Raw genomic sequence first — 22,283 nt, 5'->3', positions numbered from 1 at the left:
ACAGCCTGGGCAGCTACACCATGTTTGGAGTCTGGCGGGTGACGCGCGGTCATCCATCGGTACGGAGGTCTGGGAGGGCTTGGTGACTGAAGAAAAAAACGTTGCGATCATCGTTGAAACTTCCAACGGCTACGCTCGCGGCGTCCTGCGCGGAATTCACGACTATTCGCGGTCGCGGCAAGGCTGGAACATTTATCTGACCGAGCACGGCCGACATGAAATCGACGTATCCTTCGCAGGGAACTGGAGGTTCGACGGGGTCATCGCACGAATAGAAACCGACCATATGGCACGGATCATCAAGGCGATGAACGTTCCAACGGTCGATGTAAGCGCCGCGCGGCTGATCGAAGGCATCCCGTGGGTGGAAACTGATGACGAGGCGATCGCACGGCTGGCTCTCGATCATCTCACCGATTGCGGCTTTCAGAACTTCGCCTTTTTCGGGGATCCGTTCTACAATTGGTCCCTGTGGCGGCAGCAGGCCTTCGAGCGTCTGTTGGGGCGGGCTGACATGATCCAGTCGAGAATCTTCAATCTACCGGTTCGACCGGAGCCGGGCGTGCGCTGGTGGGCCCAGCGTGAAGCGATCCGCGACTGGCTGAAGAGCTTACCGAAACCGGTTGGTATCCTCGCCTGCTACGATGGCTGCGGCCAGCAACTCCTGGAGATCTGCCGTTACTACGGCTTCAAGGTTCCGCAGGATATCGCAGTCATCGGCGTGGACAATGACGAACTACTCTGCGAACTGGCGACGCCCAGCATGTCTAGCGTCATCCCCAACGCCTTCAGGACCGGTGCCTATGCCGCCGAGATGCTGGATCACATGATGGATGGCGGGAGCCATGGCGATAATAAGCACTCGATCGAGCCGCTTGGAGTCCGCAAGCGCGTTTCGACCGACGTGCTCACGGTCGGCGATCCTCATGTTGCCAAAGCTGTCGCCTTCATCCGCCAGAACGCACATATGAACATCAGGGTCGAGGACGTGCTGAAAATTGTTCCGCTTTCTCGGCGGGTCCTTGAGACGCGGTTCAGAGAGGCACTCCACCGCACACCGCACCAGGAGATCTTGCGCGTGCGGACCTGCGCGGTGCGTGAACTTTTATTGGAGACGGACATGTCTCTTGCCGAAATCAGCGAGGTGCTCGGGATCGAGCATCCAGAGTATCTCAGTGTATTCTTCAAGAAGGAAACGGGACTTACCCCGCGGGAATTCAGGGATCAGGTTCGCGGACGTTCCTTTCTCCAGATCTCTGGCTGAAGACGCGATGGGCATGCGGGAAATCTCAATATTCTCGCGTGAATGCTCATGGTTAATACAATTCAAAGGGCCAATACTTCTCACGTATTCGAGGGAGGTAAATATGAAAATGGCGCGCGTTGGCATTGTTGGGCTTGGATTTGGCTCGGAATTCATTCCGATTTACCAAGCGCATCCAGATGCGGAGGTGGCCGCTATATGCCAGCGGACCCAAAGCAAGGTGGACGAGGTCGGTGACCGGTTCGGCATCAATACGCGATATACCGATTTTCAGGATATGCTTGATGATCCGAACGTGGATTTCGTGCACATCAACAGCCCGATCCCCGATCACGCGCCGCAGACGATCGCCGCGCTGAAGGCCGGCAAGCATGTCATGTGCACCGTCCCAATGGCGACGACGCTGGACGAGGCGAAGGAGATCGTTGAGCTGGTCCGCGAGACCGGGCTGAAATACATGATGGCCGAGACGGTCGTCTACAGCCGCGAATATCTCTTCGTGAAAGACCTTTATGACAAGGGCGAGCTCGGCAAGATCCAGTATCTCCAGGCATCGCATCCGCAGGACATGGAAGGCTGGCCGGACTACTGGAAAGACATGGTGCCGATGCACTATGCGACCCATGTCGTCAGTCCTCTGATGGCCATGGTCGACGGCATGGCGGAGTCGGTCAGTTGCTTCGGCTCGGGCACCGTCAACGACGAATGCGCCCGCCGGTCGGGCTCGACATTCGCCGTGGAATCCTGCCACATCAAGATCCGCGACAGCGACGTCACCGCCCATGTCTGGCGCTTCCTTTGGGACACGGCACGCCAGTATCGCGAGAGCATCGACGTCTACGGCTCGAAGAAGTCGTTCGAGTGGGAGCTGATGTCCGGCGAACTGCCGGTGCTTCACACTGCCACAAGGCTGGAGGCAGACATTGCCGAACGCGTCGAGGTACCGGACTTCGCGCATCTTTTACCGGAGCCGATCCGCAAGTTCACACGCGGCGTCGCCGACGAGGATCACCTGTCGTTCGTTCAGGGCGGCGGGCACGGCGGCTCGCATCCGCATATGGTCAATGAATTCGTCAGCGCGCTGATCGAGGACCGGGCACCGTTTCCGAACGCCGAACAATCGGCGAACTGGACCGCCGTGGGGATTTGCGCCCACCAGTCCGCGCTTAAGGGTGGCGAGATCGTCAAGGTGCCTGACTTCTCGGCCACCTGACACTGTTGCAATCGGCATTCACCTTGGGAGGGGCGGAATGGGAGAGGTTTTACGACTGTCGAACATATCGAAGACGTTTCCGGGGGTAAAAGCGCTCGCCGACATCTCGTTCGATCTGAAACGGGGCGAGGCGCATTGTCTGTGCGGTGAGAACGGCGCAGGCAAATCGACCCTGATCAAGATCCTCTCGGGCGCCTACCAGCCAGACGAGGGTGGGCAGATCTTCTTTAACGGGAAAGAGGTCCGGCTCACGCCGCGCTCGGCGCTGAGGATGGGGATCCACACCATCTATCAGGAACATATCGTCTTCAACGATCTGGACATCACGGAGAATATCTTCACCGGCTCCGAAATGTCCCGGTGGGGTTTGCAGCGGTACAAGGATATGCGTTGGCGCGCCGAGGAGGTTCTACGGTATCTCAAATGCGATCTTGCGCCGGAAACGCGCCTCAAGTCCCTGACCAGCGGGCAGAAGAAGATCGTCGAGATCGCCAAGGCGCTGGTGTTCAAGAGCAACGTGATCATTCTCGACGAGCCGACTGCCTCGTTCTCGTTGAGCGAAATCGACACCGTGCTCGATATCGTGAGAACCCTGAAGCGGGACGGGATCGGGGTCATCTATATCTCGCACCATCTGGAAGAGCTTTACGAAATCGGCGACCGCGCAACCATCATCCGCGACGGCCGCAAGGTGAGCGTCCATCCCGTTGCCGGACTGCCGCGCACGACGCTGATCCGTGACATGGTCGGGCGCGATCCGTCGAGCTTCTACCAGCGCGAGCGCATCGCGCCCGGCCCCGTCGCCATGGAGGTTCGGCATCTCACCGGAAACGGCGTGCAAGACGTCTCGTTCACGCTGCGTCGCGGCGAGATCCTTGGGTTTGCGGGCATGGTCGGGTCGGGTCGGTCCGAGTTGATGGAGCTTCTGTTCGGCGCGGCGCGGCTCGCGCATGGCGACATCCTGATCGATGGCAAGGCCGTCACGCTGTCAAGCCCGAAGGACGCGATCCGCAACAGGATGTGCTTCATCACCGAGGACCGGCAGCATACAGGTCTCTTTCTGGAGAAATCGATCGCCGACAACGTCGCCGTCGCCAACATGGCCAAGAGCCGCCGCTTCGTGGCAAGGCCGTCAGAGGACCATCGCGTCGGCGAAAAATACATCCGGCTTCTCAGCATAAAGGCGCTCGGCGCCCGCACGCGGGTCCTCAACCTGTCCGGCGGCAACCAGCAGAAGGTGGTTCTGGCCAAATGGTTCAATACGGGCGGGGACATCTACATTCTCGACGAGCCCGCTCACGGCGTCGATGTCGGGTCCAAGCAGGAAATCTACAAGGTCACGGTCGATCTTCTGAAGGAAGGCAAAGCCGTTCTCATGGTCTCGTCCGACATGCCGGAGGTCATGTCCATGAGCGACCGCGTGATCGTTTTCAGAAAGGGCCGGATCGCAGGCGAACTGGCTGGAGAGGACATCACCGAGGAAAACATCCTCACCCTTTCGATAGGAGACGGCACGTGAGCAACACAGTCAATTCGAACACAACAGCGCAGGACAGAGGTTCGCTATTCAAAAAGCATGAGAACCTGACGGTGCTGTCCATCTTCGCCGGCTTCGTCGTGGTCATCGTTGCTCTTCAACTGATTATGACGGGCGGTTCGAAATTTCCGACGTTCATAAGTCCCGTGAATATTCTGAATATCCTCCAGCAGGTCGCTGTGCCGGGCATCATCGCCGTCGGCATGACCATGGTGATGATATCGGGGGGCATCGATCTCTCGGTCGGCATGCTGGCCTCGCTAGTGTCGATTGTGGTTGCGCTTGCGATCTCCCAGTGGGGGTTCTCCATCGGCGCGGCGATCCTGCTCGGCGTTGGATGCGCGGTTCTCCTCGAAGCGATTATGGGATTCATCATTTCGCGCACCAGCATCGAACCTTTCATCATCACGCTCGGGGGAATGATCTCCTTTCAGGGGATCGCGCTGCTTCTGTCGAATTCGCGCGAAGTCGTGATGAAAGGGGAACTCGATTTTCTCACAGTGAACCTTCTTGACGGCATGCAGGATCCCGTTACGGGACTCGTCCTAAGATTGCCGCCTTATGTGCTGCTCTTCTTCGTCATCACGTTGCTGGGCGGCCTGTTACTGACCTATACCACCTACGGTCGGCGGCTCTACGCCGTAGGTACCAATCCCCGTGCCGCATTTCTGGCCGGGATCGACGTCAGGATGATGCGACTGTCCGTCTATCTCATCCAGGGTCTGCTCGTCGGGGTCGGCGCGACGATGCTCCTCGCGCGCATCAATACGGGCATCATCACGCTAGGGCAGAATCTTGAGATCGACACGATTGCCATGGTCGTGATCGGGGGGACGGCACTCAGCGGCGGCCGGGGCAGCATTGTCGGCACCCTAATCGGCGTCTTGTTCTTGGGGTCGATCGCGAACGCGATGAACCTGCTGCGCCTGCCGTCCGAAGTCCAGTTTCTGGCCAAGGGTCTCATCGTCATTATCGCCGTATCGATGGGCGATGTGTCCGCACGCGTTTCCCACTTCCGAGCGTTCAGGCGTGATCAATCGACCGCGCGTGCCGCGGCGGCACGGGCAATAGAGGAGGGCTCGGCGAAGATGAAAATCTAGGGATACCGAGATCGCTAATCCGACACGTCTTTTGAGGAGAAGAACAAAATGGGAGAAGGAAAATGAAGAGAATCGCACTGACAATGACGATAGCGCTCGCTCTGGCCACATTGGCTTTTGCGGCAGGCAGCCAAGCAAGCGATACCAAGGGGAAGGTCATCGGCTACTACATGGATGCCTCGGACGATTTCTATAAAGCAGGCTTTGAGGTCTTCAAGACGCTGGCCGACCGGGAGGGTTGGACCGTGCTGGACGTCGTAGGCCAGGGCACGGCTCCCGAGCAGATTTCCGCAGTCGAAAATTTCATCACGCAGGGTGTCGATGCGCTGCTTGTCGTGCAGAACTCGCCTGAAACCACGTCGAAAACTCTGCAACTGGCAAAGAGCGCCAGTATTCCCGAGTTCCACCTGACGCACAACCCGCCGAACGAACCTGGCTTGGCCGGTTTTGCCGGCTACGACTGGATCCACATAGGAGAGTTGGCGGGCAAGTCCGCGATCGCGCAAAAAGCGAAACGCCTGATCATGATTGAAGGCAAGCTCGGGCAGGGCACGGCCTCCGGACAGACGGAAGGGTTCATCAAGGCCTATAAGGATGCGGGCCTCGATATCGGCAATCTGGGCGATAGCGTCGGCGTCAAGGGTGCGGGCGGCAAGGACCTTCAGGTGGTTTTTTGGGGGTCCGGCGGCTGGTTTGCCGATCCGGCCAAGAAAGTCATGCAGGATGCGATTACCAGCCTCGGTGCTGACGGCTTCGATGGCGCCTATGTGCAGAACGACGAGATGATGGCAGGTGCCCTGCAGGCGATGGAGGAAGCGGGTCTTGATCCCGGCAAATACTGGCTCGGTTCCAGCAATGGCAAGGAAAAATCGTGGAAGTGGGTCCAGGAAGGCAAAACAACCATGGACGTGAACGAGACGGCGACGCTGGAAGCCGATGTCGCCTATCAGCAAATCAAGGCGCATTTCGAAGGAAAGCCCTTTAAGAAAGCCGTCTACGTCCCGGTCATTCCGTTCGATAAGAGCAATATCGAAGTTGAAAAGCTCGTTCCCTTTTTCCAAGATGACTACATGAAGAAGCGGGACGCCGGTGCCTTCATTTATGACATCAACGATCCGTCCTTCCGTCTAAATGCCGGCTACTGATGATCGACGCTTATGCCGGAGGCTGTTCGCAGCCTCCGGCATAACCAGACTAGCAGCATTGGTGCGTTGGTGACGAAAACTTTGTCGAGCACTTGGAAAGCCTTTGCAGTCTTGAACGGGCGTCGCCCGCGTGGCGAAGGGCAAAACAACCCCAACTGTGTAAGCCCGTGCTCGTTACCCAATACAAATCCCCTTATACCAACGCTCAATGATTAGAACTCATGTGCCCATTTACGGTGCCCGATGGACATGATGCGCCATGGCTGACTTTCGAGTTTCCGCCAGGCGTCGCAGCAATGGTCGACGATGTCTTCGTATGATTTGAAGACCCGGTTCGAGAGCCAGTTCTGGCGCATGAACTGCCAGAGGTTTTCAACCGGGTTCAATTCCGGAGACTTCGGCGGCAGCGGCAGGATGGTGATGTTGCCGGGGACGATGAGATTGTTGGACATGTGCCAGCCCGCCTGATCCATGATAAGAATGGCGTGCGCGTCTTCTGCGACGTGACGGGAGACTTCGGCGAGATGCTGGGTCATCGCATGGGTGTCGCTACCCGAGCCATGACAAGTGCCGCCGCTTTGCCGAATTTCGGGCAGATTGCCCCGAAGATGTAGGCCGACCTTGTGCGCTGATTGTGCGGTGCTGAAGGCCGCGTTCCGCGCCTGGCCCAGCGGCGCGTGATCTTGTTCTTCTGTCCGATCCGGGCCTCGTCCTGGAACGAAATCTCTACTCGCTTTCCTCGGGCTGCTCCGGCAGCAATTTTTGCCACAGCGGCGGGGAAGTTTTTTTAAATTCTTCCATCGCCTGGCTATCCTGCGCGTGATGCTTCGGCCGGGCCGTGAGTTTGCGATAGCCCATCGCATGCAGTCCGCGCCCAAGCGTCTGACGGCTCACAGAGATACGGTGTTCCTGCCAAAGCCATTGCACAAGATCGACGAGCCTCCAGCGCACCACGCCATCAAGATAGGGAACGGGGCCTTTTTCTACCGCCTCGACGAGCGCCTTGCGCTGCTTGTCGTTCAGCAACGGCTCACGGCCCTTGGCCTTTCCACTCTTCAGGCCATCTGGACCGTGCCGGTTGAAGCGCTCGACCCAATCGCGGATGATCTGCAAACCGACCCCGCCAATAGAGGCGGCATGGCTCCGAGAACCGCCTTCGTAAATCACTGATAAAGCAAGCAATCGGCGGGACCAGTTCGCGTCCCGGCTCTTTCTGGCAAGCATCCTCGACGAGGCAAGTTCGGCCCTCGACGCGGAAACGGAGGCGGAAATCATGGATGGGCTCCGTTCTCTCGCCAAAAATCTGACGATCCTTTCGGTCACGCATCGTACTTCGATCATCCGACCAGGAGACCAGGTATTTCATCTTGCGGGGCGAAAGGCTCAACAGAATACTGCGGCTCTTTGAGAGCGGTGTCCGCCAGGCGATCATTTCCTGACCTGAATGCGTTGACGAAGAACCGATCTCCCGGTCAGCACGTTGTGGCGATGAAGTCGAATGTCATAAAGCGAAGTGGGCAGCTCACATCGGATTGAGGGTCTAATTTATATTCCGTCTTCCTTGGAATATACATGGCTGACCAATTATATTGCCTGTTTCACCTGCCGGTTATACATGTCCAAAACTTCCAAAACATCCACCGCTACTTTGCCAAAGTAATATATGCCCAGTTCTTCAGCCGTGATTGGCTTGCTGAACAGGTAACCTTGCAATTCGTCACAACCCGAAATCCTAACCGCTATCGCCTGTTCCTCGGTCTCGATGCCCTCAGCAGTCACCGGTATCTGCAGGGCGTTCGCCAGAGCGATGGTTGCCTGAAGCACGGCGCCGCCATTCTCGTCGTTGTCCAATGCCTGAACTAAAGACCGATCGATTTTCATGCGGTCAAATCCGAACTGACGAAGTGCGCCGATGCTGGCAAACCCGGACCCGAAGTCATCAAGGGCAATCTTGATACCCACCTGCTTAAGGGCGGTGATCGCCCTCTGAGCCTGATCGGGGTCGGAGATCAAAACGCCCTCTGTGATTTCGATGGTAAATCGCGCAGCCTCGAATTCCGCGTTTCTCAAGGCCTCGGTAACATTCTGGACAAACTTTGGGTTCTTGAGCTGCAATGGTGAGACGTTTACGGCCAGTGCGATGCCCGGCCAGTGCTTGGCTTCCTGCAGGGCCTTCGTAAGGACTTGCATCCCGAGCACGTCAATCAGACCGGCTTTTTCCGCTAAGGGGATGAAGATGTCCGGACCAAGATTTCTGCCATCTAGCGTGCGCCAGCGCGCCAGCGCTTCCACGCCGCATATCTCGCCTGAATCCGCATGCACAAGTGGTTGATAGGCGACGTCGATACCGTCGTTTGCTAGTGTCTCGCGAAGCTGGTGCTCGAGTTCTGCCTGCGTCTTGGCGTCCTCATCGAAGCCTTCCTCGAATTCGACCGTGATGCCACGACCCAGGTCCTTTGCCCGGTAGAGAGCGATGTCCGCGCGGCGGATGAGATCTCCGACATCGAGCGCTGCAGTTGCAGCGACGGCCACGCCGACGCTTGCGCCAATCTCTATTGTCCGTCCGTCAATTTCGAACACGCGTTCGAGCGCGACTTGTATCTGCTGCCCGATTGTCTGCACCACCGCCGTGGCTATGGGCTCGACGGTTGCCACGGCAAATTCGTCACCACCGAAGCGCGCTACCAGCACGTTGCAAGGTAGCATATCCGACAAACGGCGAGCGACGGCAACGAGAAGGTCGTCACCCACGCCATGCCCCCAAGCGTCGTTGACGCCCTTGAAGCCGTCAAGATCGATGAAGTGCAAGCGCATGGCCGCAGCTTGTGGCCGGGACGCGCGCGAGGCTTCACTCATTCTTTCGATAAGTCCGGAGCGGTTAAACAAGCCAGTGAGAGCGTCGTGGGTGGCCTTGAAGCGGGCACGCGCTTCACTGCCGCGCAACCTTCTCGTGGTCAGAAGTCCTACTGCACAGATCGCGCAGAGAAATAGAACGAGGATGATAGCGGCAATCCCAATAGTGTTCTTCACCTTCAGATAACTGGTCGTTCCCGGCATCTGAGATGGCCAGTTGAAATAGCCGACGTCTCTTTCGGAGATATCGCGCAACGGGATTGAAAGCGCGTTCGCCATTCTATCCCGGTCGAGCGTAAGGTTGGCGAGGCTGAAGGTCTCGGATACCTCGGACACAACCGCAAACGTCAAATGCTTGGCAAACACCAGTACATGGTAATTTTGTGAGTTGACTGGGTCATCGGGCGCGTTTGGCCGGATGGAGGCCGCACCTATAAGGGCTACCCCGGCCGCCGATCGAATGAAGTAAACGGGAACAGGATCCGTGATTTGCGCTTTCCGTGCCGCCGATACCATTTCGTCGAACGCCGGTCCTAAGAATTCGGCAGGGCTCATGTCCATCGCCTCGCCAAGACGGTAGGCAACTATGGGGGTGTTTTGGCCGTCGACAACGATTGCGGTATCATAAAGAGGATAGTCGGCAGTGGTCGATGCCCAGTTTTCGATGATCCAGTCGCGTTTCGTTTCCGCCATACTTATCTGACGGAAGGCATCATCCCAGTAAGCATTGTCACGGACGATGGCACCAAGCTGTTTGCGCAGCGACTCCTTCGCACCAACGGCCGCATGCTTTGCCCGAATGTCATCAATCGCGTTTGAGGTTGCTGTGATCGTGTAAATCGATTGCGCGACGAGTGCGCCAAGCAGAGCTGTGACGAGCACGAAGACAATCGCGATAGAGGTGACGACGAATTTGTCGCTCCGCGCCGACGATGGCATGGATTGCTGCATTGATGCCTCCAGCAGTAGATTGATTGCAGGATGTTCCCAAGACGTGCGGGAGAACTGCAGATGGCATCATGCCCGCGTGAGCGCTGCTTCGGAACCGTAGCCCAGCAAATCTAAGGTATTGTTAAAAATAACGACTTCTCCTGCACAAAAGGGATATGCATAGAACCAGCCGCTCTATTCACAGCGGTGCTTATCGAATGCTGCCTCTCCGAGGCGAAAGCGTTTCGGCGCTTTAAGTGTTATGCAGCGTGCGTGACATGCTTCGATCGGCGGCAGCGGTTTCATAGTCAAGCTGGACGACCCACGCTTCCCCGCTCCGATTACTCGCAAAGGGGATCTGGTGCTTGCTCCAAATGGCAGACAACCTATCAGCGCCTTGAAGAGGGAGGGTGTCAACACTTCGGTGATTGCCGTGGCTGACCGTTTTGCAGCGGCGGCCGAAGAAGCCGCTCCTGCACCAGGTCAACTGCTTCGTCCTCCTCCGCCTGCAGGTTGAGCAGGTTACGGACCGGGCGGTGATAGCTGTTATTGTCCAGGAGGTAGCGGGCGTCGATGCCAGTTCGTCGGCCGACAGCAAGAGGCTTTATGTCCTGATACCGACGGCTGCAAGCGTTGGTTGACAAAAGCCGCGTGCGCTTTGGCGGCCGGATTCTCGTTGACTCGTCAGCGACTCTTGTTCATCAATCCGACTATGATCTTGTCGTTTCGGAAAGAGCCCGTTTCAGGACAAGCCGTCTGCGACGTATGTCTGGGCAACGCGATGGCGTAACGAGAACATCACGGATCAGCACCGTTCTCAATATTGCGGGTTGCATTTTTGCTTTGAGACGCGGCGGTTCTTGCCTATGGTAGACAGTGAAATTTACAGGTTCCGGTCTGTCTTGGGGGTGTGCGATGAACGACAATCATCAACCGGCAAGTCATTCACTCATCGAAATGATGGCTGACGACGAAAACTTCGCCATTCTCTGCAGCAAGGATGTCGAGCCGGAGTTGGTAAAGATCGCCGCAGCAACGATCCGAACCAACAAGGATCTCTGGTTTATCAAAATGCAGGATCTCAAAGGCGGACAAATCCTCGCTTATCGGGGAGAGCGTCCGCCGGGCGAGAGATTTTCCTTATAAGCGCCGATACGCCGGACCCGCTGATCGAGGGTGACAATGCCATGCCGAAACTTCTGATCAACTCTGTCATGTAATGAAATTCAAACGGAAATGATCCTGGGAACCGGGCATGTCAGTTGAGATCAGCAAGATGCGCGAGTGTGATAGCAGGGCATGGGCCGACATGCGGTTCAAACTTTGGGACAGTCTCTCGGTCGATGAACATCTGGTCGATATCGAACGGATGCTGAAGGGCGGAAAGCGCACCAGCTACATTGCCCGGCTCCGCAACAACGTGCCCGTCGGCTTCGCGGAGATATCAATCCGTGACTACGCCAATGGCTGTACCGCTCACCCCGTAGCCTTTCTCGAAGGTATCTGGGTAGACCCAAAGCACCGGCGCAAAGGCGTCGGGCGAGGCTTGCTCGCAGAAATTACCAACGGTCTGCTGGTTCAAGGTTTCAAGGAGCTGTGTTCGGATGCTGGTATCAGAGACAGACGGTCGCACCAGGCACATGCCGACTGGGGCTTCACTGAGACGGACCGTGTCGTCTATTTCCGCAAAGCTCTCGAATGAAATCACCGAAAGAGAAAGATCGAATGGCAGAGGCAAACGCAATGTTGGCGCTGATCATCGACGGTGACAACGCAACGCCCAAAATCGTCAAAGGGTTATTGGCCGAGATCGCAAATTACGGGACGGCCAGTGTCAAACGCGTCTATGGGGACTGGACCAAGCCCAATCTTAACGGCTGGAAAGAATGCCTACTCGAACACTCCATTCAGCCCGTCCAGCAGTTCGCCTACACGACCGGTAAGAATGCCACCCATGGCGCGATGATCATCGACGCCATGGACCTGCTCTATACCGAACGCTTCTCCGGTTTCTGGATCGTCTCCAGTGACAGCGACTTCGCAAGACTGGCCGCGCGCATCCGTGAACAGGGCGTGACCGTCTACGGCTTCGGGGAGCGCAAGACCCCTCGTCCCTTAATCACGGCCTGTGACAAGTTCATCTATTTCGACGTGCTCAATGCGTCGGTTGAAGAACCCGCCACTGCCGAAACAGCGACAACGCCAGAACCAGCGTCGATCAAGAAGGCCGCCGCGAAGGATGTTCCGGTCCCAGCCGCATCATCGGTGCCGACAATGCCGCCCAAACCGCCGGTGCCCCAGAAAAGCACAATCGACAAAACCCTGATTGGCATGCTGACGAAGGCTGTCACGGCGACGGCCGACGAGGACGGATGCACCAACCTCGGCGCAGTCGGCAGTCATGTTGCAAAGCAGTCGCCCGAATTCGACTCTAGAAACTATGGTTTTGCTAGCCTCAGCGAACTCGTCGAGGCCACCTAGAGCTTCGATCTGGACCGGTCCGGGAAAGTGCAGAAAGGTATACTCATCCGCCCGCGCAAAAGCTGACGACAGGAAGCCAAACCACCGAATGCGGCATGGTGCAAATTCTGATTGGAGAGAATTGTATGACAAGACTTCTTATTTTGATCGCAACGTCTGTGACTTGCCTCGCGACCGTTAGTTTCCTGCATCGAACCGACAGGCTACCGCGCTTCCTTCACCATAATATCGACATGGTCTCCATCGCCCTCGGCGTCTTCGCCGCCACGCCGATGAGCATTGCCGTTTGGCAATGGTTCGGTCCGATCCCGCAGGATCTTTTCTCGTGGAACATGGCCGCCTATATCGGATTCAACGGACTCTCGCAATTTCTCGGCATCCAGTTAACGAGACACGCTGGGGGATTATCGGCGAGGAAAGGTGCGTGAACATCCTAACTGCCATCATCATGGCAATCTGCGTCATCGTCACCGACCTGGTGCTGACGGAATTCGAGGCCGACTTCATAGTACGAGCTGTCTCCGTTGGCGCCGCTGCGTTTGTTGGCCACACCCTTGCCAACTGTCTTCAACGCCGACTGTCCAGACCGTCGAAACAAGATCCCGATGAAGGAGAGCAAGGACCCTGAATGCAGTCTGACGATTTTACCGCGCCATGCTTCGAGGAGGAAAAATGCCACGAAAGAGCATAGAGGAACGCCTCGTCCAGATCGAGGTCCAGCGGAAAACCCTCAGGGCCCGCATTGGTTAGCAGACGCGTGAGGACAATACGCGACCTAACGTGCTGTTCGACGCACGCGTACTGCATCGGCTCGGCGAGGACCACGATGGCGAGTTCTTTCTCCATCGGCGATCCTGCAACAAGACTTCTGACGCTGGCATTGGTTAAGGCGAATCCCGTCTACTGAATGCGTCGACTATCTGCTTGACCATGAATTCAGCGTCCTCAAGTTTGGCGATATCGCAGCGGATGCCGATCGCCTTATGGCCCTGTGACCCATGAAAGAATCCCGTTAAAAAGCTTTCCCTTTATTTCCAACCAGGAGCACAAATCTTGATCGTTCGGATTCTTCAGCTCAAATTGACGTTGTTAATTCCTTCGCCGTAAAAAATTTCCAGAACTTCACCCGTATGCCGGACGATCGCTGTTCCTGCATGTTCTGCCGTCAAAGTGAGAGACTGGACTTTGCCTTGGTCCCAAGTCAGGTCCAAAACCATGCCGCCGCGCACCCTGATGCCGGAAATACGCCCAGCGGGCCACGTCGAGGGCAAGGCGGGCAGCAGACGAATTTCTCCGACGCGCGATTGGACGAACATTTCGAGAACACCGGCAGCTCCTCCGAAGTTGCCGTCGATCTGGAACGGGGGATGGGCGTCGAAGAGGTTCGGATAGGTTCGCTCAGGCGAGAGGAGCAACGCAAGGACGTCATGGGCCCGTGCGCCCCGGCCGAGCCTTGCCCAGAGGTTCAGCCGCCAGCCAATACCCCAACCCGTGGCATCATCACCGCGCCGGTCGAGGGAGACCTCGGCAGCGCGGGTTAGATCCGGCGTCACCAGAGTGTCGATCTGGAGGCTCGGATAGACGCCGTAGAGATGCGAAACATGGCGATGCTGCGGCTCTGGCGCATCGACATCCCAATCTTCCAGCCACTCCTGAAGTTGCCCGGCCTGACCTATGCGATCAGCGGGAAGGCGCGCGCGGGCAGCCCTGACGGTTTCGCACCACGCCGCCTCGACATCCAGACGCTTGCAGGCCTCGATGGCCGCCGCGAAGAGATCGCGCAGGATCTGACTGTCCATGGCCGGCCCTGCGCAGAGGGTCGAACCGAAGGGATGGGAATTTTCAGGTGAAAGGGAAGGGCATGTGACGAGAAGATCGGTGCCCGGCAGGGTAACGAGCGTGTCGAGCATGAAATCGACGGCGCCCTTGATCAGCGGAAAGATGCGTTCGAGCAGCGGCTGGTTCGGATGGAAGCGCCAGTGATCGAAGATCTGGACGCAGAGCCAGGCGCCCCCCATCGGCCAGAGACCCCAGGGCGGGCCGTCGATCGGGCCTGTGGCGCGCCAGATGTCCGTGTTGTGATGCAGAACCCAGCCGCGAGCGCCGTAATGCTCGCGCGCCATCTCCCGGCCTGTCTCGGCGACATCTTCCACCAGCTCGATCAACGGTATGAAGGTTTCCGGCAGATTGGCTGGATCGGCGAGCCAGTAATTCATCTGCAGATTGATGTTGACGGTGTATTTGCTGTTCCAGGGCGGCAGGATCTCCTCGTTCCAGATACCCTGCAGATTGGCGGGCTGTGTGCCTGGCCGGGAGCTTGCCAAGGCGAGATATCGGCCGAACCTAACGTAAAGTGCCGCAAGATCGGGGTCGTCACCACTGGCGAATGCGGCGATACGGCGGTCTGTGGGAATGTCTGACGTATCGGGCCCGTCGATCGCGATCGACATGCTGCGATACAGGCGGCGATGATCGGCAAGATGATCGTGCAGAAGTGTCTGGTAGGGGATGGCCGCGATCTCATCGAGCCGGTGCGCTGTTACCTCATCGGGCGCGCCGCTAACATCGTCGTAACGGCGAAAACTCGTCCCCACGTCGATGAGGAGCGTTACCGCATCTGCCTCGCGCACCCGGACGGCTTCCGGCCCCCGATCGCGCATGCCGCCCTCCGACAGGACGCGCGCCCGAAATGCGAACCGGAGCAGGCCTGGAATGCCGTTCTGGGACCGGTTGCGGCCGAGATATCCAATCGTGTCATCGGAACGCTCCTCGGCAGCGCCGTTCTGCGGGCTGCTCATGAGACACCCCATAGACAGTGCGCCGGGTTTTGATACCGTGATCCGGCAGACGAGAACGTTGTGGATCGCCGTAGCGAAGACATCGCGGCGGAAACGCACGCCGCGGCAGTCGTACAGCGTGGTCGCAATGCCGGCGTCGAGATCGAGCGAGCGGCGGTAGTTCTCCGTCGTCAGGTCGTGGTGGAACGTCAGTTGGACGTCGCCAACCGGCTGGTACGACGTCTGGAGATCGGGCGACGCCATGACCTTCTCGTAAGCCAGGCGCTCCGCCTCGGCATAGCGGCCCTCCAAAATGAGCTTGCGGACCTCGCCGATATTCGCTCCGGCCTGCGCGTTGATCGGCTGATAGGGACCGCCATTCCAGAACGTGCTCTCGTTGATCTGGAGGCGCTCGCTCCAAGCGCCGCCGAAGACCATAGCGCCGAGGCGGCCGTTGCCGACAGGAAGTGCCTCTGTCCATGCAGATGCGGGGCGGTCGTACCAGAGTTCGTGTGTGGTCACGGGAAATAAGCCTTTGGAAAAGAGATCGAGGGGTCGCCCCGGGAAACGACGAGTGCCCGGCAGGAGTACGTCACGGTGAGGCGTATTCAGGTTTCGGGATCAGCGGATCCGATGTTCCGTCTTCGGATCGAACAGGAGCGCCTTTCCCGACTCGAAGGCCGTCGTGACAGAGCTCCCGGCGCGGATAGTGCGGTCTCCGCCCAAGTCGATCGTCAGCGGATCGCCGTCGCCCAGTTGCACATAGCCGTAGGCGGTACCGCCGAGGTTCTCCACCGCGTCGGCCGTGACGCGAATGGCGACGTCGCCCTTCGGGGAGAAGGCTTCCGGCCGGAGCCCGAGCACGACGTCGGTGCCAGGTTCCGGCGGTGACGCGACCCGCACCGCAACGGGTGCTGCATCCAGATCCCGCAACGTGACCGTGACGCCGCCTTCGACGCGCGCCGTGACACGGCTGTGAAGAAGGTTCATGCGGGGGGAGCCGATGAAGCCCGCAACAAACATATTATCCGGATCGTCGTAAAGCGCCATCGGCGTGCCGCTCTGCTCCACGCGCCCGGCCCGCAGGACGACGATGCGATCGGCAAGCGTCATGGCCTCCACCTGATCGTGCGTCACATAGATCATCGTCGCATCGAGCGCCTTGTGCAGGCTCGCGATTTCCAGCCGCATCTGGACGCGCAGTTCGGCGTCAAGGTTGGACAGCGGTTCGTCGAAGAGGAAGATATCGGGATCCCGAACGATGGCGCGGCCGATGGCGACGCGCTGGCGCTGGCCGCCCGAAAGCGCGGCCGGCTTGCGGTCCAATAGCGGTTCGATGCGCAGGCGCGCCGCCGCCTGTCCCACCTTGCGCGCGATCTCGTCCCGTTTCATTCCGGCCATCCGCAGAGGAAAGCCGATATTGTTACGCACCGTGAGATGGGGGTAGAGAGCGTAATTCTGGAAGACCATGGCGACGCCGCGCTGTGTCGGCGTGGCCTCATTTGCCCGGCGCCCGCCAATCCGAACCTCGCCGCGCGAAATGGACTCCAACCCGGCTATCATACGGAGAAGGGTCGATTTTCCGCATCCGGACGGACCGACGAAGACCGTCAGCATTCCATCGTCGAGGGTCAGGTCGAGTGCGTCGATGATTGTGGCGGCCCCATAGGCCTTCCCGATGCCGCGCAGTTCAATAGGTGCCATGACTGAAACTCCTGTCCGTCTGGGTTGTCACCGGCCGGCGGCTGGAGCCGCGTAGGATTATGCTGCATTCGAGCGTGCGGGAGCGGATGTCCGGCACCTCGGCGTCTCCGAGGCGCGTAAGGACATAACTCGCGATGGCGTCGGCGATGTGCGGGAGCGGCTGCGCCACGGCCGTAATGCCCTCATTGTAGAGCCGGAAGAGATCGACGTCGTCGAAACTGACGATAGCTATATCTTCTGGCGTGCGCATGCCGTGCCCGCGCAGCCATTCCAGCATGCCAGTTGTCATGCGGTAGTTCGAGGAAAAGACCGCCGTCGGTGGATCGGGCAGTGCCATAAAGCCCTGGAGTGCGTTGTAGCCAGCCTCCGTTTTCCAGTCGCCGGCAAAAACATAAGCCGGGTCGAGCGGAATACCGTGGCGGCGCAGTGCTTCCTCGTACCCAAGACGCCGCTCCACACCGCTGGAGTCGAGCGGATCGCCCGCGACAAGCGCGATGTTACGATGACCGACATCGACGAGATGTCCGACCGCACGGCTTGCTGCCTTGAAATTGTCGACAAAGACCCGATCGAGCCGTTCGCCGCGCACATCGTTGTTGTAGACGACGACCGGTATACCTTCGGAACGGAACGTGGAGATGAGGTCCTCGGAGCGCGGGAGGCCGGCCATGACCAAGGCATCGACACGCTGTTCGATCAGAAATTCGAGCGCCTCGCGCAAGAGGACGTCGTCGGTTTCATGCGAATAGGTGAGCAGCTTACGCCCGCTCTGGCGAAAACTGCGTGCGAGATGGTTGAGGAGGCCGGCATGGAATTCGTCGAATGTCGGGGCCAGAAAACCAATCAGGCCGGTTCGCTCGCTCTTCATGGCAGCGGCCACCGCGCTCCGCCGGAAGCCGAGGTCCTCGACCGCCTTTTCAATGTCCGCACGCTTGGAGCGGCGGACCTCCTGCCCGTTAAGATAGCGCGATACCGTTCCGACCGCGACGCCCGCACGCTGTGCGACATCGTGGATCGTCGGACGCTTGCGTCGCTCAAGGTCGTCGTTCATTCCTTGCCTCCGGATCTGTTGCGCGCATCTGCGGCGAAGAAGCGCTGGAAAACGATGAAGGCCAAAAGTGGTGCCGCCGTCGTCACGATCGCAGCCACGGCCTGCTGATCAAGATTGGGCTCAAAGGAGCCGGCAATGCGCGCCAGAAGCACCGTCAATGGCAGTTCGCTGCGAAGGTAGAGCATCGGCAGCAGCATCGAGTTCCAAGTCCACAGGAACTGCAGGATGCCGATGGCAGCGATCGGTGTCATGGCGTTGGGCAAGACGACGTAGAGGAAGGTTGAGATGGGCGCGCAGCCATCTACCCGTGCGGCCTCGATCAAATCCTTTGGGAAGTCGGCTAGAAAATTTTTCACCAGGAAGATCGACCAGGCGAAGGACAGGCCGACATAGGGAATGACGACGGCCCACAGATTGTCGATCATTCCCAGATCCCGCCAGAGCGTGAAGAGCGGGATGATGACAACCTGCTGAGGCAGGACGAACGAATTGACGATGATGAGCAGCAAGATCCGCCGCCCGGGAAACGACAGGAACTGAAAAGCGAAGGCAGCAGCCGGGGCCAGGAGCATCGTCAGGAGCGTTGCAAGACCGGTGAGGGACAGCGACGTCCAGAAGGCCGAGACCAGCGGATACTTCGTCCACACAGTTCGCCATGCGTCGAGCGTCGGCGTCACCTCGGTCAGGCTCCACCAGCCGCCCGAGGCGATCTCGCCCGCCGGGCGCAGGGAGGTCATTAGGAGGCCTACGAGCGGCACGATCCAGGCGACGGCGATCACGCCGACAAGGATAGAGATCCAAAGTGGTGCGCGCCCGATCATTTCGCCTCCGCCGATCTTTGCCGCAGCAACGGAATGGAGACGATGAACACACCCAGCAGAAGGATAACGGTCGCGGCGGCGCCGTATCCGAGTTTGAATTGCAACATAGATTCGCGATACATGAAATAGCCAACCGTTTCGGTAGAGCGTGCCGGCCCCCCGCCCGTGAGGACGAAGATCATGTCGAAAGCGCGCAGGCTATTCAAAAGATTGATGAAAACAGCAACGGCAAGCCCGGGAAGCGACAGCGGCACGAGAATATGCCGCATCACCGAAAGTGGCCGGGCGTCATCGATATAGGCTGCCTCGAAGATCGTTTTCGGAATGGTGCGAACGGCGGCGAAACAGGTCATTAGCGGCAGGCCGACCTGCGTCCACGCATAAGCGACGATGATGCCCCATAGCGCCGTCGTTGTATCGCCAAGCCAGGCATGGCGAAGATCGGAAAGCCCGATGGCGCCGAGGATGGCGTTGAGAAGACCGCTGTCGTCCGGCCGGTAGATGCCGAGCCAGATGAAGCCGCTGACGGCCTCGGCGATGCCATAGGCACTGAAGATCATCAGCCGGAACGGAGATGTCGCCCGAGGTGCGAAGGCGCAGAGCACGGCGAGCGCCCAGCCGATACCGACCGACAGAACGGTGGTCGCCAACGTCCAGGTGAGCGTCGTGGAAAGGGCCGAACGGAAGTTGGGGTCGCTGGCCAGTGTCGTGTAGTTGCCAAACCCGACCCAGCGCGGAACGCCAAGCCCACGGGCGTCATATAAGGACAGGCGGATGGTTTCGATGAGCGGATAAACCACGGAGCAGGCAAACAACACCAGCATCGGAGCGAGCAGGACGAGGGCAGCGCCCCCGTCCGTTCCGTACCAGCGTGTCCTGCCGCGTGGCTCGGCTTCCCGTTCGAGCCTTTCCACGGTTGCGGGTGCGACCATATCAGTTCAGGCTCGCTGCTTTGGCTTCCAGCGCCTGCGTCACGGCGTCGATATTCGCGTCGCTCATGTCCTGCAGGAAACGCTGAAGCTGAACCCGGTACTCGTCCGTCAGTTCGCCGGGCAAGGTATCGCCCAGCACGAAGGTAACGTCCGACTGCGCTAGGAAGGCGTTGGACGCCTGGATCGCCGGCGGGTAGATCGAGGGATCGACCAGCTTTGAAGGTGACGCCAGCCCGCTTTCCGCCAGGATGGTTGCGGTCTCCTTCCCGACCATGAAGTCGAGGAAGGCGTCGGCGGCCTCCGTATTGCGTCCGCTTGCCAGCGAGACGATCTCCTTGCTGTCGAGGCTGGAAGCGTTGTCGTGGCCCATGCCCATGGCCGGAAACTGAAACAGTCCGAAATCCGTCTTTCCGTCGAGCTTGTAGGCCTTGACAGCCCTGTTGCTGATCCACATGCCGAGCTGCACATAAGCACTGCTGCGCTGCTGAAGTACCTGGTCGGCGGCATTGTCCCAATCGGTGCTGAGCATGCCGGCCGGCTTGGCGCAGCAGCCCGCATCGATCAGTTCACGCCATTTGCGAAGGATGTTTTTCACGCGGTCGTCGGTCCAAGCGACCTCGCGGTTTGCCAGAGCTTTGGAAAACGCGGTTCCTTGCATGCGCAGGAGAAGTGACTCGAAGATCTCCGCATGCGCCCAGAACTTGGCCGGCACCGCTATCGGCGTCACGTTCTTTTCGCGCAGCCTGGCAAAGCTGGCGAGCAAGGCCTTCCAGTCCTTAGGCGGCGCTTCGATGCCAGCTTCCGCCAGCGTCTGCTTGCGATACCAGAAGCCGGAACGGTCTCCGTAAGTGTAGGTCAGGCCGTACATCTGCCCGTCGATCGAGCCGAGGTCACGCCAGGATGGATCGATTTTTCCGCTCCAGTTCTTCGCCGCATAAGCCTCGTTGAGTGGACGCAGGAGGCCTGCATCTACGAGTTCGCGTCGGAAGGTCGGCCAAGTATTGACCATGACGTCGGCGCTCTCGCCGCCCATCAGAGACGCGCGCAGGCTGCCGCGGGGATCGCCCGACCAAGTCACCGCGACTTCACGAACGGTCACGTCAGGATAGGCCTTTGAGAAAGCCGCTTCGATCCGCTTGAAGCTGTCGAGTTCCGAGCCGGTAAGCCATTGCAAAATCACCAGTTCGCCGTTGGGTTCGGCATGGGCTGGCATTGCCGCAAACGCAAGAAATGGCAATACAAGGCTCGTGAGCCTGGCGGACGGATACAAAGCAGCAGTGAACAATCGTAGTTCCATGAGGGTCGCCTCCCAGTCGACAATCCACCTTGAAATTAAATTGAACCGATGTCAACTAAGTTGGATATTTGATTTGTAAATTTTATGCGTTCGCTGAAAACCTTTATATGCAGCGCGAGAAAGAAGGACGACCCCACAGGATCAGAGAGGGATGGAAAGTCCCTGCAGCAAGTCTCCTGCTAACCACGCGCGGGAAGTCGAAAATTCCAAGAGATGGTAATCTTTTCGGGGTTGTGGAGTGACAAGGGCCCTAGGGGGTCTTGAACGGTGATCACTGAAGCCGAGCCGAATATCGACTTAAAGATCGAACTTGAACATGCCGCATTGGAAACGGGAGACTTCCAGATGCTACAATTGTAGAGCGGAATTCTTAGAAGGTTCACAGGGCCTACGCGCTGGTGCTTAAGGTGCTGGACGACCGGCACAGCCAATCCGGCGTCAAGGAGACGACGCCCGAGTATCCGCAGGACTCCGGCCAGGTGGTGCGAGACGCTATTGGCGCCATGGGCCAAATCGGGGCGTCTTCGCGCGAGATATCGAACACAATCGGTGTCATCGATGAAATCGCTTTCCAGACCAATCTTCTGGCGCTGAACGCAGGTATCTAGGCGGCACGTGCCGGTGAGGCCGGCAAGGGTTTTGCGGTCGTTGCACAGGAGGTGCGTGAGCTTGCCCAACGGTCTGCAAAGGCGGCAAAGGAGATCAAGACTCTGACTACAGCACCAGGCATCCAGGTACAGAATGGCGTGTCGCTCGTAACAAAAGCCGGTTCCGCTCTGCAGGAGATCGCAACCCAGGTCCAGGATATTGAGACCAATATTGTGCGATCGTTGAGGCGGCCCGTGAGCAATCCACGGCGCTTGGCGAGATAAATCATGCCGTCAACACGGTGGATCAAGGGACGCAGTAGAACGCTGCGATGGTCGAGGAGCAGACCGCTTCCGGCCATGGATTTGCCGCGAAGCTGCGGCCCTGTTCGAACTTCTCGATCAGTTCAAGTTCAACCATGCGGCCAAAGCACCTTTGCTTCAGCAGCGGCTTGCTCCGGCGCCGGCGGCCCGTATGACCAGAACGGAATATGCTTTGCCACGAGCAGCACGGGGATCAGCGACCATGGCCCTGGGGCAAGTGGACTGGGAAGAGTTTTGAAGGCCTCTCATGTGCTATTAGGGAGGGGA

At 58.6% G+C, this 22,283-nt stretch carries 17 protein-coding genes and 2 pseudogenes; 11 read left to right on the top strand and 8 right to left on the bottom strand.

The features are described from left to right. Positions 1 to 82: 82 nt before the first annotated feature. The 5 genes from C8J33_RS23510 (at position 83) to C8J33_RS23490 (ending at position 6,259) form a co-directional block, all read left to right on the top strand. Positions 83 to 1,264, top strand: a complete 1,182-nt coding sequence (locus C8J33_RS23510; protein WP_110731202.1) for a xylose operon transcription regulator XylR — start codon at positions 83 to 85, stop codon at positions 1,262 to 1,264. Positions 1,265 to 1,367: 103 nt separating this feature from the next. Beyond that, positions 1,368 to 2,477, top strand: a complete 1,110-nt coding sequence (locus tag C8J33_RS23505) for a Gfo/Idh/MocA family protein (RefSeq protein ID WP_132665543.1) — start codon at positions 1,368 to 1,370, stop codon at positions 2,475 to 2,477. A 37-nt stretch (positions 2,478 to 2,514) separates the two neighbouring features. Next, the gene (locus C8J33_RS23500) at positions 2,515 to 3,996 is read left to right on the top strand and encodes a sugar ABC transporter ATP-binding protein (protein ID WP_110731194.1); all 1,482 of its coding nucleotides are present in this window, start codon (positions 2,515 to 2,517) and stop codon (positions 3,994 to 3,996) included. Then, positions 3,993 to 5,114, top strand: coding sequence for an ABC transporter permease (locus C8J33_RS23495; RefSeq protein WP_165910830.1), 1,122 nt, complete (start codon positions 3,993 to 3,995; stop codon positions 5,112 to 5,114). Before C8J33_RS23500 ends, C8J33_RS23495 begins: the two co-directional genes overlap by 4 nt. Before the next feature lie 83 nt (positions 5,115 to 5,197). After that, positions 5,198 to 6,259 carry a substrate-binding domain-containing protein gene (locus C8J33_RS23490; RefSeq protein WP_165910831.1) on the top strand — a complete coding sequence of 354 codons (1,062 nt, stop codon included), beginning with the start codon at positions 5,198 to 5,200 and terminating at the stop codon, positions 6,257 to 6,259. Positions 6,260 to 6,471: 212 nt separating this feature from the next. Here the strand turns inward: C8J33_RS23490 and C8J33_RS23485 are convergent. After that, positions 6,472 to 7,501, bottom strand: a pseudogene (locus C8J33_RS23485) (IS630 family transposase); the annotation flags it as partial. A 342-nt stretch (positions 7,502 to 7,843) separates the two neighbouring features. After that, positions 7,844 to 10,063 (bottom strand): putative bifunctional diguanylate cyclase/phosphodiesterase, encoded by a 2,220-nt coding sequence (locus C8J33_RS23475; protein ID WP_132665542.1) that lies wholly within the window; start codon positions 10,061 to 10,063, stop codon positions 7,844 to 7,846. Between the two features lie 894 nt (positions 10,064 to 10,957). On the opposite strand from C8J33_RS23475, the gene C8J33_RS23470 reads away from it, so the two are divergent. The 5 genes from C8J33_RS23470 (at position 10,958) to C8J33_RS23450 (ending at position 13,151) form a co-directional block, all read left to right on the top strand. Further along, positions 10,958 to 11,188, top strand: a complete 231-nt coding sequence (locus C8J33_RS23470) for a hypothetical protein (RefSeq protein ID WP_110802893.1) — start codon at positions 10,958 to 10,960, stop codon at positions 11,186 to 11,188. A 109-nt stretch (positions 11,189 to 11,297) separates the two neighbouring features. Then, entirely contained in the window at positions 11,298 to 11,744 is a 447-nt protein-coding gene (locus C8J33_RS23465; RefSeq protein WP_110731200.1) for a GNAT family N-acetyltransferase, read from the top strand. A 23-nt stretch (positions 11,745 to 11,767) separates the two neighbouring features. Continuing rightward, the gene (locus tag C8J33_RS23460; RefSeq protein WP_132665541.1) at positions 11,768 to 12,523 is read left to right on the top strand and encodes an NYN domain-containing protein; all 756 of its coding nucleotides are present in this window, start codon (positions 11,768 to 11,770) and stop codon (positions 12,521 to 12,523) included. 125 nt (positions 12,524 to 12,648) lie between these two features. Beyond that, positions 12,649 to 12,951 (top strand): hypothetical protein, encoded by a 303-nt coding sequence (locus tag C8J33_RS23455; RefSeq protein ID WP_132449725.1) that lies wholly within the window; start codon positions 12,649 to 12,651, stop codon positions 12,949 to 12,951. Further along, positions 12,948 to 13,151 (top strand): hypothetical protein, encoded by a 204-nt coding sequence (locus C8J33_RS23450; RefSeq protein WP_110731306.1) that lies wholly within the window; start codon positions 12,948 to 12,950, stop codon positions 13,149 to 13,151. The genes C8J33_RS23455 and C8J33_RS23450 overlap by 4 nt, the downstream gene beginning before the upstream one ends. 442 nt (positions 13,152 to 13,593) lie before the next feature. Here C8J33_RS23450 and C8J33_RS23445 read toward each other — a convergent pair whose 3' ends face one another. The 6 genes from C8J33_RS23445 to C8J33_RS23420 form a co-directional block, all read right to left on the bottom strand. Then, complete coding sequence (locus C8J33_RS23445; protein WP_110802890.1) at positions 13,594 to 15,822, bottom strand: glycoside hydrolase family 95 protein; 2,229 nt, start codon at positions 15,820 to 15,822, stop codon at positions 13,594 to 13,596. A gap of 99 nt (positions 15,823 to 15,921) precedes the next feature. Next, positions 15,922 to 17,004: an ABC transporter ATP-binding protein gene (locus C8J33_RS23440; RefSeq protein ID WP_110802889.1), complete on the bottom strand. Its 1,083-nt coding sequence runs from the start codon at positions 17,002 to 17,004 to the stop codon at positions 15,922 to 15,924. Further along, positions 16,991 to 18,055 (bottom strand): LacI family DNA-binding transcriptional regulator, encoded by a 1,065-nt coding sequence (locus C8J33_RS23435; RefSeq protein ID WP_132665540.1) that lies wholly within the window; start codon positions 18,053 to 18,055, stop codon positions 16,991 to 16,993. The genes C8J33_RS23440 and C8J33_RS23435 overlap by 14 nt, the downstream gene beginning before the upstream one ends. Continuing rightward, positions 18,052 to 18,876 (bottom strand): carbohydrate ABC transporter permease, encoded by an 825-nt coding sequence (locus C8J33_RS23430; protein ID WP_110731302.1) that lies wholly within the window; start codon positions 18,874 to 18,876, stop codon positions 18,052 to 18,054. The genes C8J33_RS23435 and C8J33_RS23430 overlap by 4 nt, the downstream gene beginning before the upstream one ends. Further along, positions 18,873 to 19,808 carry a carbohydrate ABC transporter permease gene (locus C8J33_RS23425; protein ID WP_245507266.1) on the bottom strand — a complete coding sequence of 312 codons (936 nt, stop codon included), beginning with the start codon at positions 19,806 to 19,808 and terminating at the stop codon, positions 18,873 to 18,875. The genes C8J33_RS23430 and C8J33_RS23425 overlap by 4 nt, the downstream gene beginning before the upstream one ends. Before the next feature lies 1 nt (position 19,809). Beyond that, complete coding sequence (locus tag C8J33_RS23420; RefSeq protein WP_245507265.1) at positions 19,810 to 21,045, bottom strand: ABC transporter substrate-binding protein; 1,236 nt, start codon at positions 21,043 to 21,045, stop codon at positions 19,810 to 19,812. A gap of 527 nt (positions 21,046 to 21,572) precedes the next feature. Between C8J33_RS23420 and C8J33_RS27660 the strand changes: the two are divergent. After that, positions 21,573 to 22,254: pseudogene (locus tag C8J33_RS27660) on the top strand (methyl-accepting chemotaxis protein); the annotation flags it as partial. Between the last annotated feature and the right edge of the window lie 29 nt (positions 22,255 to 22,283).

Origin of the sequence: Rhizobium sp. PP-CC-3G-465, from assembly GCF_004343445.1 — a bacterium.
GTDB lineage: Bacteria > Pseudomonadota > Alphaproteobacteria > Rhizobiales > Rhizobiaceae > Ferranicluibacter > Ferranicluibacter rubi.
This window is presented reverse-complemented; position numbering and strand designations above follow the sequence as displayed.

Coding starts and splice junctions, on each gene's coding strand:
- C8J33_RS23505 (WP_132665543.1), top strand. CDS start 1,368: ATGAAAATGGCGCGCGTTGGCATTGTTGGGCTTGGATTTGGCTCGGAA.
- C8J33_RS23500 (WP_110731194.1), top strand. CDS start 2,515: ATGGGAGAGGTTTTACGACTGTCGAACATATCGAAGACGTTTCCGGGG.
- C8J33_RS23490 (WP_165910831.1), top strand. CDS start 5,198: ATGACGATAGCGCTCGCTCTGGCCACATTGGCTTTTGCGGCAGGCAGC.
- C8J33_RS23475 (WP_132665542.1), bottom strand. CDS start 10,063: ATGCAGCAATCCATGCCATCGTCGGCGCGGAGCGACAAATTCGTCGTC.
- C8J33_RS23470 (WP_110802893.1), top strand. CDS start 10,958: ATGAACGACAATCATCAACCGGCAAGTCATTCACTCATCGAAATGATG.
- C8J33_RS23465 (WP_110731200.1), top strand. CDS start 11,298: ATGTCAGTTGAGATCAGCAAGATGCGCGAGTGTGATAGCAGGGCATGG.
- C8J33_RS23460 (WP_132665541.1), top strand. CDS start 11,768: ATGGCAGAGGCAAACGCAATGTTGGCGCTGATCATCGACGGTGACAAC.
- C8J33_RS23455 (WP_132449725.1), top strand. CDS start 12,649: ATGACAAGACTTCTTATTTTGATCGCAACGTCTGTGACTTGCCTCGCG.
- C8J33_RS23440 (WP_110802889.1), bottom strand. CDS start 17,004: ATGGCACCTATTGAACTGCGCGGCATCGGGAAGGCCTATGGGGCCGCC.
- C8J33_RS23435 (WP_132665540.1), bottom strand. CDS start 18,055: ATGAACGACGACCTTGAGCGACGCAAGCGTCCGACGATCCACGATGTC.
- C8J33_RS23430 (WP_110731302.1), bottom strand. CDS start 18,876: ATGATCGGGCGCGCACCACTTTGGATCTCTATCCTTGTCGGCGTGATC.
- C8J33_RS23425 (WP_245507266.1), bottom strand. CDS start 19,808: ATGGTCGCACCCGCAACCGTGGAAAGGCTCGAACGGGAAGCCGAGCCA.